The sequence below is a fragment of the Stanieria cyanosphaera PCC 7437 genome, assembly GCF_000317575.1.
GTDB lineage: Bacteria > Cyanobacteriota > Cyanobacteriia > Cyanobacteriales > Xenococcaceae > Stanieria > Stanieria cyanosphaera.
This window is the reverse complement of sequence record NC_019748.1, coordinates 4,542,888-4,554,428: the sequence shown is the minus strand read 5'-3', so window position 1 is coordinate 4,554,428 and position 11,541 is coordinate 4,542,888. Positions and strand designations below refer to the sequence as shown.

General features: G+C 35.1%; 12 protein-coding genes. 6 read left to right on the top strand and 6 right to left on the bottom strand.

The features are described 5' to 3' along the window. Positions 1-222 precede the first annotated feature (222 nt). The 6 genes from STA7437_RS26670 to STA7437_RS19940 form a co-directional block, all read right to left on the bottom strand. A complete protein-coding gene (locus STA7437_RS26670) occupies positions 223-375 on the bottom strand; it encodes a hypothetical protein (protein ID WP_015195194.1) in 153 nt (50 codons plus the stop codon). A gap of 595 nt (positions 376-970) precedes the next feature. Beyond that, on the bottom strand, positions 971-2,284 hold the full coding sequence (gene dnaB, locus STA7437_RS19960) for a replicative DNA helicase (protein WP_015194566.1): 1,314 nt from the start codon (positions 2,282-2,284) through the stop codon (positions 971-973). Further along, positions 2,277-3,113 (bottom strand): DUF6262 family protein, encoded by an 837-nt coding sequence (locus STA7437_RS19955; protein ID WP_015194567.1) that lies wholly within the window; start codon positions 3,111-3,113, stop codon positions 2,277-2,279. The genes dnaB and STA7437_RS19955 overlap by 8 nt, the downstream gene beginning before the upstream one ends. Next, complete coding sequence (locus STA7437_RS19950; protein ID WP_015194568.1) at positions 3,113-4,786, bottom strand: tyrosine-type recombinase/integrase; 1,674 nt, start codon at positions 4,784-4,786, stop codon at positions 3,113-3,115. Before STA7437_RS19950 ends, STA7437_RS19955 begins: the two co-directional genes overlap by 1 nt. After that, complete coding sequence (locus STA7437_RS19945; RefSeq protein WP_015194993.1) at positions 4,787-5,881, bottom strand: tyrosine-type recombinase/integrase; 1,095 nt, start codon at positions 5,879-5,881, stop codon at positions 4,787-4,789. Positions 5,882-5,975: 94 nt separating this feature from the next. Next, positions 5,976-7,124 (bottom strand): RNA-guided endonuclease InsQ/TnpB family protein, encoded by a 1,149-nt coding sequence (locus tag STA7437_RS19940; protein ID WP_015195193.1) that lies wholly within the window; start codon positions 7,122-7,124, stop codon positions 5,976-5,978. A 39-nt stretch (positions 7,125-7,163) separates the two neighbouring features. On the opposite strand from STA7437_RS19940, the gene tnpA reads away from it, so the two are divergent. From tnpA to STA7437_RS19910, 6 genes are all read left to right on the top strand, one after another. Beyond that, a complete protein-coding gene (gene tnpA, locus STA7437_RS19935; protein WP_015195192.1) occupies positions 7,164-7,571 on the top strand; it encodes an IS200/IS605 family transposase in 408 nt (135 codons plus the stop codon). A gap of 244 nt (positions 7,572-7,815) precedes the next feature. Beyond that, the gene (locus tag STA7437_RS19930; protein WP_015195191.1) at positions 7,816-9,177 is read left to right on the top strand and encodes a nicotinate phosphoribosyltransferase; all 1,362 of its coding nucleotides are present in this window, start codon (positions 7,816-7,818) and stop codon (positions 9,175-9,177) included. Positions 9,178-9,188: 11 nt separating this feature from the next. Further along, positions 9,189-9,767 carry a nicotinate-nucleotide adenylyltransferase gene (locus tag STA7437_RS19925; RefSeq protein WP_015195190.1) on the top strand — a complete coding sequence of 193 codons (579 nt, stop codon included), beginning with the start codon at positions 9,189-9,191 and terminating at the stop codon, positions 9,765-9,767. 157 nt (positions 9,768-9,924) lie between these two features. Further along, positions 9,925-10,683: an NUDIX hydrolase gene (locus tag STA7437_RS19920; protein WP_015195189.1), complete on the top strand. Its 759-nt coding sequence runs from the start codon at positions 9,925-9,927 to the stop codon at positions 10,681-10,683. A gap of 104 nt (positions 10,684-10,787) precedes the next feature. After that, positions 10,788-11,084 (top strand): isochorismate lyase, encoded by a 297-nt coding sequence (locus STA7437_RS19915; RefSeq protein WP_015195188.1) that lies wholly within the window; start codon positions 10,788-10,790, stop codon positions 11,082-11,084. 113 nt (positions 11,085-11,197) lie between these two features. Next, positions 11,198-11,521: a hypothetical protein gene (locus STA7437_RS19910; RefSeq protein ID WP_015195187.1), complete on the top strand. Its 324-nt coding sequence runs from the start codon at positions 11,198-11,200 to the stop codon at positions 11,519-11,521. Positions 11,522-11,541: the final 20 nt, after the last annotated feature.

Here is an 11,541-nt window from a genome sequence, read left to right as displayed (position 1 = left end):
CTTTACTGAAAGTATCCTCAAGAGCTATTTAGTATATTTGCATTGTTTTCTAGTCTACGAGAATATTCAAAGTTTAGTTTATAAATTTTAATATAAGTAGGGGTTTAGTACTGTCAAATTCTTACCAAACCTGACAAAATCAATAATAAACAAAAAATTTAGAGACATTCTGAAAAGAACGTCTCTAATGATTAAGATTAATTAGGTTAGTTTACTTAAATTTTACCAATCTATTCTGGAGTTTGTTTGATAAATTTCTCCTTCAAAAGGCTGTACTCCAATCGCAGGATATTCGTCGTCATTAGGTCCAAAAATTCGCGCAAAAGCTTCAGTAAGATATTGGATGAATTTTTTTAAGTTACGCTCAACAATCATAATTTTTACCTCGAATTTTGCTAACGATAAACTGCAAAATCTCAATACAGAAAGGTTGTAAATAAGCTCGACAGCGTTTATGTTTTTCTAATCCAATTTTTCCTAAACAGCAACGAATAAATAATAGAAAAATAATAAAATCTATTGCACTTAATAATTCCTTGCTTTAGGATAATTTTGAAATTTACATAAGACTCATGATTTAATTATGAGAGTATTTCTGAGAATTTAGTTGAGACCGCAACAATTGTTGAAGCTTGTTGATAATAGTTATTTTTATTGTTTGTTTTTTTTAAGTTTTTTTAAGTGATTTATTTATCCAATCAATTACATAGTTGATGGTTAACCGATAACTGATTTAATGAACTACAAGCTAGCCGTCTTCGACTGAGCTAGCTGTTTCTGACGCTTCATCTGAGCTACTTGCTTGAAGCTTCCGCACCAAGTAGAGGTAGGCTCATCTACGCCTGGAGAGGACAGTTCCTGCCTTATCACACCCATAACGCCTATAAAGCTTGCTGATTATAAGCTTTAGTGTTGTGAATATTTTATGCAAAGCTAGAGTAGTTAGTCAAATTATATAACGCTAACCATTCTAGCTTGTATAGTCACAAAAAGCTCCGACTGATGGGTCGAATAAAACCTTACAAGTCCCAGTAGCACCATTGCGATTCTTCCCTACAATTACTTCCATCACTCCATTATCCTCAGTGTCCGACTTGTAATATTCATCTCGATAAAGCATTAAAAGAAGATCGCCGTCTTGTTCAATATCTCCACTGTCTTTCAAGGAAGCCATAGCAGGACGCTTATTACTTTGAGATTCAACACCTCGGTTAATTTGAGCTAAGACAACAAATGGTACGTTAAACTGTTTGGCAATATCCTTACAAGCCCCACTATATTTGCCGATAACTTGCGCTCTATTCCCTGCTGCTCTGTCTCCTAGTTTCTGAATGTAGTCCAGTACAACTAATCCTAGTTCTCCTCTTTTCGATTGGATTTTCCTCAACTCAGAACGAATTTTAGCAGGGGTTAATTGTTCGGCTGGAGTGTCATTAATCTCGATGGGTAATTCAGCTAAATTACTCAAACCATTAACTAAAGAATCCATCTCATCTTCATAGATGACATTGTTCATTAATCTTTGAGAGTCAATGCCCGTGTGCATCGCTAGAAATCTCTTAGTCAACTGTTTTCTGGACATTTCAGCAGAAAAGAAGACTACTGGCTTTTTCTCTTTAATAGCAATGTGATTAGCCAGGTAACAAGCAAACCAAGACTTCCCCATACTCGGACGTGCTGCAACAATAATTAAATCCTGTTTAGTTAAACCACCAATTAAAGAATCCAAGTCGGTTAAACCAGTAGAAAAAAGAGGTAATGAACCTTGTTCTAATTCATTGAAGATATCAGCTAGACAGTCATTAATTGGTTCAGTAGTAAACTTATCTTTCTTATCAGTAGTTAGAGCGAAGAGCTTGGATTCAGCGAAGTCAAAGACTGTTTCTAATTCTATTGCTGTATCGTATCCTAAATCGACTATTTCATGACCAGCAGCAATTAAACGACGACGCTGATACTTATCTAAAACCAAGAGACTGTAGCGGTCAATATTAACGGCTGATACAGTACGATTTAACAGTTGTGCTAATTTAGTTGTACCTCCAACTTTTTCCAGTAATTTATGGTCTGATAGCCAAGTAGAAACAGTCATCAAATCTACTTGCTTATCTTTGTGATGTAACAAGAGTGCTGCTTTGTATATCTGTTGATGAGTAGAAATAGAAAAAGCTTCTACTGGTAGAATATCAGCAACAATGGTAATTGCCTTTGGGTCGAGTAATATTCCTCCTAAGATAGCTTCTTCAGCTTCAATGTTAGTGGGAGGTAAATGATTATCATTCATCTTTGTTAAAAATACTGCTTAGTTTCTTAAGTTGAGTCAAACTAACTTGTTCTTTTTGTGGTTTGTCGCCAGCCTTAACTATCTTTTGTTCGGGTTGATTTGGTTGTTGATGAATAGTTTCAGATTTAGTCCAACCTTCTTGAATTGCCTTATTCAACCAACCACCAGCATTAGGAATATCTTGTTTAGTAAGTTGGTCTTTTAAAGCTTCAATCGCATCTAATACTATTTCATCTGAAGCTGTATGAATAGTCTTAGTCAGGGTAGGATTTAACTTAACTCCTACCACTTGTAATTGAGTCAGAATATTGGAGCTAATATCACTCTGTTTTTTCTGATTAATTGGCGTGACTTTGGCATTAGTTAAAGATTGTTCTAACTCTTTTATTCTTGCCTTTAGGCGATTATTTTCTGCTTCTACTTGACGCAGTTCGATAACTTTACCTTGAGCTATTTCAATATGTTTTTTCAAGTCTTCGTTTTCATTACGTAACCGACGATTTTCTTGTCGTAATTTACTAATAATTACCGCTTTAGACTTGTCTGTAGCTGGTTGAAACTGAGGAGTTTTATTTACTATTCCTCCAATAGCTGCTTTTTGTTGGTTGCGTAGTTCGGCAAGACGATTTTTAATCTCAGGATATTTATAGAGGTAGCTAACAGATAATCCTGCTGCTTCTGCTATGGCGTTAAAAGTAATAGTTTCTCCAGAATCTAAGACTTGTTGAATCGCTTTTTCCAGTCTTTCTTCTGCATCTTTTTTCTTAGCTGCTGCTGCTTTGACTAATAGCTCTGGATTGCCTTTAGAGTTGTTACTAGGGCGAGACATTATTCTTTCTCCTCCCATTCATTATGACCAAGACCTCTCATGGTTTTGTGTTTTTCCATTCCAGAGATAATTCTCTTGAGTCTTTCCGCTCTGGGAACGTTCTTTTCTATCTGTCTTTGATAGCCTTTTTGACGAGCATTTTCGATAATTTTTTCTGTCTCTTTTAATTCCTGTTTATGGCTATCTAAGAAGTCTAAAGTTGTTACCCAACTACCACAGCTTTTACAAGGTAAATCTTGATGGGGACAAGTCTGTGTCCAGAGTAAAGTACAGTAACCATTATCTGTAGTTTGTACTCCCATTCCTTTCTTTATCCATTGCATTTCTGCTGTGTCTAAATCAGGATTAACAGGTGCTACTATTTCACCTTCCATGTTGAAGTGGGTATTGTCCCACACTTCTTTCATTTTCTTTTTCTGGTCGTCATTAGTCAGGTGAATATAGTGCATAGACATCGAAGGAGAAGCATGACCGCCACGCTGCATAATGTGAGCGATGCCCATACCTTTTCTAGCTAAATCTGTTAGATGAGTATGACGAAATCTGTGGCACTTCCAAACAGGATATATTTCACCAGAAATATCAGTAATGTTATGTTCGTGAGCCAATTGATGAAGATATCCTCTTATTAAAGGTTGTTTGATAAGTTTTTTAACAGGAATAAAATGAGAAAGTTCTCTTTTTACACTTGCCCTTCTTTTTGGGGTATTAGTATAGGATGCAAACCATCCACTACCTTCTGTGCTGCAAAACAAATAGCTAAAATCTCTTCCTAAGTTATTTTTAATAAACTCTTGCTGTTGTAAAATACTTTGAGCTAATTCTTTACTAATAAATAATCTGTCTTCTTTTTTAAGCTTTATTCTATATAAACTAACCCACCAATCTCCATCTGAATCTTGGCTAATACAATTTAGCTTTAAACTACATACTTCTGATATTCTCATTCCCGTTTCAATAAGAATACTAATTGCTATTTTTATTGGTTTTGGAAGAGAATCAAGATGTTGACGTATCTGTTTAATGACATCAGAAGGAATTTCTTTAATTATTTTTCTTTCAGCTTTAGGATAATCAGATTCAAAAATTAATTGTTTACTGCTAATCTCTATGAGATTGTTAGAATTACAAAATTCAAAAAAATACTTTAATGTAGTGATAAAGATAGATAATGATTTAGATACTTTTAAGTCTTGAGAAGCATAATTAATTGCTTCAATCACTAATAATCTATCTATATCCTGCGGTTTTACTGTCGCTCTTTTTTCGGTTAAATATCGTGAAAAACGTCTAAACTCTGTTAATTTTCTTAAAAGCTCGCTGGTGCTATATTGCGAAGAATTATACCAGATATAATCTTTCACAGTTTTTTTAAACCATTCAGGATTAATCATTGAGAAATTAGCTGTATATAAACCTCCAGTAGTTGCTTCTTTCCCAAAAACTCTTAAGTCCCATATATCATATATTCGCATTTCTTTGGGAGTAATATCCGAAGGTAATATATCTTTAGCAGACTGTAATTTTGGATTTTTATAGAAGAAACGACCACAATCATCACATTTATATTGTTGTCTTGCTTTCGATTTTGCCCAAGTTTTTACTTTTATACTGCAACATCTAGGACAAACTATTTCTTTGTCTTTAGACTTTGATATCGATATTTTTTGCATTTAATCTTCCTCGCACTTAGCTAAATACTGTTTGTAAGCAGCTTTTTGGTCTTTGTTTAACAAATGCACATAAGTATCAATTGTGGTTTGGATACTGGCATGACCTAAGCGTTCTTGAACATAAATTAAATCCATTCCTGCTCTAATTAATTCTGTAGCGTGGGTATGTCTTAATAAATGTGCTGTGGCTTCAATTCCTGTTTTTTCACTCAACCTTCTAAATAAACTTTGAGCAGTAGAATATCTCATGGGCGAACCGATTTCATTACGCCACATATTGATAAAGACATAATCAGAATCTACATCAGGAAAATCATCATCTAAAACGTAATTTTCATAAGCTTGAATTGTTTGTCTTGGTACGCTAATAATTCTTGTTTCACCATCTTTGACTCTGGCATCATTGAGATTATCATCACGGGGAATTACATGGATTTCATTCAATCCCATTTCACTGTGAATATCACTATGGCGTAACCCCAAAGCTTCCCCAATTCTCATACCTGAGTGATAGAGAAGTACAATTAAAAACTTGTCCCGAAGATTGGCACAATTATCAACTAAAGTTTGGACTTCTTCTTTAGTTAAACACCCAGGAAAAGTTCTAGGTTCTTTGACTTTTAATCTCTTAGTTTTTACCCTCTTATCTTTCTTCATCTCATAGAGAAGTGACTTATACCTTCTCTGGACTGGGTAGCTAGTTTGATACAGTTCTCGGCTTTCTATCCTCTGATTTCGGGCGTGAAACTCGTAAAACTGATAAATCACACTCATCATGATATTGACTGTCTTTTCCGTCCTTTTTGCCGTTTGTGGGGCAATAGAAGGAACACCAGGAATAGAATCGGGTAATTGTAGCCAGAGCATAAATTCCGCTAACTCTTTCTCCCAACATTGTGTCCAGTCGAGACTGTAAGCTTCCAAGTACTCAAAGAATAATTTCAAGTGGTGGGCGTAGTTCTTCAGCGTGTTTGGTGCTTTGCCTAACGCCATCAGGTGTTGCAGATAATCTGTGACTGGTTCGATAGGAAGATAGTCATCACTAAGTAAAACCCAACTGGTTTGACCTCGAATATTGACCTTCTGAACTCTCATTATATGCTTTGTGTAATTATCAAGATTTATATTTACACAAAACGTTAAAAAAGGCAATTATCTTGCCTTTGTTGTTGTTGTTTAATATATTAAATTAATGTTGTATAACCTGCCCCCTTGCATAGTTGAGACAAACAATAGCTGATGCCACGTCTCTATCACAAGTGTAGAGGCATTTTTCGCAGCTATGAATACGCTCAGACAATGCTTTTTTCTTTTGATGACCACAATTGGGACAAGTCTGAGAAGGTTTTACTTTTTGAGTTGGTATCTCGATATAAAAACCTCCAGCTTCAGTAACTTTGTACTCAATTAGACTTTTTAAGTTACTAATCCCTACATCTAAAAGAGAGCGATTTAAGCCAGATTTCTGTTTTTTTCGCTTACCTTTGGACTTGCGAGTCATCGCTTTTAAGTTTAGTTTTTCTGTAGCAATGAGGCTATTACAGCTAACTATCTCTACTGCTACTTTATGCTGCCAGTCCTGTCTTTGTCTGGCAACCTTGGCTTGTATTTTAGCTACTGCTCTATTGGCTTTTTTCCATTTACGAGAAGCTTTAACACCTTTCTTTGGTGGTCTTTTTCTTCGGCTTTGTTTAGCAATAGAATTAACTTTTGCTTGTGCGCTTTTTATAAATCTAGGATTATCTATTACATTCCCGTTTGAGTCGGCTACTGCATGATAAGTTCCAAAGTCAAGGCCTACTGCACCTTTATCGGTTTGAAGACGGGATGGTAAGCAATCAACAGTAATTGAGGCGTACCATTTACCTTGTTTGAACATCATCGTACAAGTTTTTGGTATTCCCCAATCACGAGCCTGCCCTCGCATTTTGATATTGCCGATGTTGGTTAGCTTGAGATAACCATTTTTACCTGAGCTACAAGCTTTCCATCCAGCTTTACAAGGATAAGTCCATCCTTTGTAAAATCTAGAACTCTTAAATTTAGGATAGCCAGACTTCAGCTTAAAGAATCTAGTAAACGCATAATCTACTCGTTTAACTGTAGCTTGTAGGGCATGACTACCCAATTCTTTGTACTCTGCCCAACAATCCTTAAACTCAGGTAAACAATTTTGCTGGTCGTAATAACTAACTGATTTACCAAACCGCTTGTAAGAAGTTTTTCTGTGATAGGCGCAAGCGTTATATAGCAAGCAGTGAAGTTTGCGCCAGTAATGTAATTGCTGGTTCTGAGTTTTAGTTGGGTATAGCCTGAAAGTAATTCGTTTAGTCGCCATAATAAGTTCTATTATTATTTGCAGCTATACCTTGTCAATATGCAACCTAGAAAAGGTTCTCACAGTGTTTTTAGTGTTAGACTACACTTTGTTTTTGTCACTCACTATCGACGTAAGGTTATTACTGCTCAAATGCTGGAAAGGATGAGAGAAATGGTGTGGCAGGTGTGTAGGAAGATGGACTGTGAATTAATTGAGTTTTCTGGTGAGTCCGACCATGTACACGCTTTAGTAGATTTCCACCCTAAAAACTCAATATCTGCTGTGGCAGGCTCATTAAAAGCAACGACAAGTAGAACAATGAAGCGAGAATTTCCTGAACAAGTGGCTAAGTTTTATCAAGGTGTTTCTTTTTGGTCAAAGTCTTATTACGTTGCCTCTACAGGAGGCGCACCAATAGAGAGAATTAAAGAATACATTAAAAACCAAGATAAACCTACTAATTAAGTACCAATCTGCGAGGCATCGAACCTCTTGATTGGTGCGCTATCCTTACGGACATATCAAGCTGCCGAACTTGGTTCGGCAGTCTTGTCCTCCCCTAATCCGCTTCGCTGAGATTAGGGACTGACGCGCTGACGTTCAAGAATTGCTATCTGTTAGAATTTTTTGTTTTCGTAAAGATTGGTTTTTACTTTAATATTTATGGTATTATTTACCATAATAAGGTTAGATTACCACTAATAAAACTATGATACCAGAAGAAGAACTAATAATTTCTTCCCAAGATTATTCTTTATTGACCGATCTTTATCAATTGACGATGGCAGCCTGTTACACAGGGGAAAAAATTGCCGATCGCAGGGCTAGTTTTGAATTATTTGTTCGTAAGTTGCCTTCTAACTTCGGTTATTTGATTGCGATGGGGCTAGCTCAGGCGTTGGAGTATTTAGAGAAGTTGCAGTTTAATCAAACTCAAATCGAAGCTCTTCAAGCTACAGAAATCTTTGCTCATGCACCAGCACAATTTTGGTCTTTATTGAAGTCAGGAAGATTTGATGGAGATGTTTGGGCTGTTTTGGAAGGAGAAGCAGTTTTTGCCAACGAACCAATCTTAAGAGTAGAAGCACCGTTATGGCAGGCGCAGTTGGTTGAAACTTACTTACTCAATACAATTAATTATCAAACGATGATTGCTACTAAAGCAGCCAGAATGCGAGATATTGCAGGAAAGGAGGCAAAATTACTAGAATTTGGCGCAAGAAGAGCTTTCAGCCCTCAAGGAGCGATGTGGGCAGCTAGAGCAGCGTTAGCAGCAGGTTTTGATAGTACTTCCAATGTTTTAGCAGCCTTAAAATTAAAACAGCAACCCAGTGGTACAATGGCTCATGCTTTGGTTATGGCAATTACAGCTTTATCAGGAGAAGAAGATCAAGCATTTGAAGCTTTTGATCATTATTTTCCCCAAGCACCATTGTTAATTGATACTTACGATACCATTGCTGCTGCCAAAAGAATAGCTCAGAAAAAGATTGAGGTTAGTGGTGTCAGAATTGATTCTGGTGATTTAGTAGAGTTATCTCAACAAGTACGTTCTTTATTGCCTGAGATCGAGATTTTTGCTAGTGGAGATTTGGATGAATGGGAAATCAATCGCTTGCAAAAAGAAGGGGCAAGTATCAATGGTTATGGCATCGGCACACAACTGGTAACAGGTACACCAGTCAATGGAGTTTATAAGTTAGTAGAAATAGATAGTATTCCCACAATGAAACAGTCTAGCAGTAAAGCCACTTATCCTGGTCGCAAACAAATTTTTCGTCAGATTATCGATGGTGAAATTGCTCAAGATAGATTGGGATTAGCTACAGAAGCACCAAAATCAGGAGAAAAATCTTTATTACAACTGATTATGAAAGATGGTGTCAGATTACAACCACCAGAAACCTTAACTGCTATTCGTCAACGTACTGCTAATACTGTGGCAAGTCTGGCAAAACCAACCCGTCAAATTAGTAATCCTCAATCAATCGCAGTAACCATCTCTGATGCTTTAAAATCTCTACATAATGCTTGCTTACAAACCAATCAACCGCTAATTATTAAAAATTAAATTAATCATCAATGACAAAAATAGCTTTATTTGGCACTAGTGCAGATCCGCCTACTTCTGGACATCAAAATATCTTAAGTTGGTTAGCACAGCATTACGATCTAGTAGTAGTCTGGGCATCAGATAATCCTTTTAAGGAACATCAAACTAGTTTAAAACATCGTACCGAAATGTTACGATTAGCCATTGCAGAAATTGCTCAACCTAATAAGATTTTACTTCAAGCAGAATTAAGCGATCGCAAAACTTTAATTACAGTTAAAAAAGCTAGGAAAATTTGGGGTGAAGAGGCAGAATTTACTTTAGTAATTGGTTCAGATTTAGTCAAACAAATAGTAACTTGGTATCGCATTGAAGAATTATTTACCCAAGTACAACTTTTGATCGTACCGCGTCCTGGATATAGTATTACAAAAACCGATTTAGAAGCGATTAGTAAAAAAGGAGGAAAATACGCGATCGCAACATTAAATGTACCTCAAGTTTCTTCTACCGATTATCGTCGAGAAGGCGATCAACAAGTAATCACTCCTGCGGTACAAAATTATATTACCCAAAAACATTTATATAATACAGTGACTAATTACTAATTATGAAGGATGAATAATCAACGATTAACATAAGCGAAGCGCACTACCGTAGGTCTTAACTATTAAAAAAAATAAGACCCAATCGATAACTTCATCCGTATTCATCTGTGAACAAACAATTAACCATCAACAATGAACTATTAATAATCAATCAAAAATGAAATTTAATTCTGAAGTAGTTTTACAATCTAACCATCAAGTTTCAGAAGTAAACAGCGCATTAGCAGATTTTAAAGTTGGGGTAGATAATGTTATTTTTTCAGTCGATACTCAACATAATCGTTTATTAGTTTTATTACGTAAAAGAAAAGAAGAACCTTTTAGTAATTATTGGAGTTTGCCAGGTACTTTAGTTCGGCAAGGAGAATCTTTACAAGCTGCTGCTTATCGAACATTAGCTGAGAAAATTCAAGCCAATAATTTATACTTAGAACAACTTTATACTTTTGGTGATCCAGGTAGAGATCCTAGAGAAGCACCAGAAAGTTTTGGAGTACGTTATTTATCTGTTAGTTATTTTGCTTTATTAAGATATGAAGAAGCAAAAATTATTGCTAAACCTGCTCTTAATTTATCTTGGTATCAAGTTAAAGAAGTTCCTCAACTTGCTTTCGATCACAATCAAATTTTAGAGTATGGTTATCGTCGTTTACGTAACAAATTAGAATATAGTCCAGTAGCGTTTGATGTCTTGCCAGAAGAGTTTACTTTGAATGAAGTTTATCAACTTTACTGTACAATTTTAGGAGAAAACTTTTCAGATTATTCTAATTTTCGTTCTCGTTTATTAAAGTTAGGATTTTTATTAGATACAGGGATAAAAGTTTGTCGTGGTGCTGGTCGTCCTGCAAGTTTATATCGATTCGATGCAGAAGCTTTTGCTCCTTTAAAAGATAAGCCATTGGTCTTTATTTAAATGAAAAATAAAACTAAATTTTTTGACATAAAATTATCTAAATTTGGTTTAATAAAGTCAAATTTTCTTATTTTTAATTTAAACATTTTCTAAAAAAATATAAAATGAAATCACCAAAAGAATGTCAAAATCTTCAAGAAATCAGAACCGAAATAGACCAACTAGATCGCGACATAATTAATCTGCTAGGACAAAGATTTGAATATGTCAAAGTAGCTTCTAAGTTTAAAACTAATGAAATTAGCGTTAAAGCCCCAGAAAGATTGCAAGCAATGTTAACACAAAGAAGAATTTGGGCAGAGTCAGCAGGATTAAATCCTGATGTAATTGAAGAGATGTATCAAAATTTAGTTAATTATTTTATTAATGAAGAGTTACAGTCTTTGCAAAATAACCGATAAATTATTTAATATTTGACTAGAACTTACAACCAAACAACTGTGCAAAAACTTGAAAAGCTTTATAAGTAAAAAATCACCCCTTAATTTAGTTAGCCAATAATGATTTTAAAATTATGACTATTCTTTATGCAGATCGATATATTATTTGTGATGATGAATCGATTACTATCCATTGGTATTATTTTCCTTTAGGTATTAGCAAAACAATTACTTATGATCGGATTAAAAGTATAAAAGAAGAAGAATTGAATTTACTCCAAGGTAAGTTAAGACTGTGGGGTATGGATTTAACTCCCTATTGGTTTCATTTAGATTTACTTCGTCCAGCCAAAAATAAATTTATTCTAATTGATGATGGAGAATGGATCAAACCTGCAATTACTCCTGAAAATTATCATAAAGTTTTGGAAATTTTGCAAGACAAAATATTGGTTTAAAACTCTAAAAAAGTAAGTCA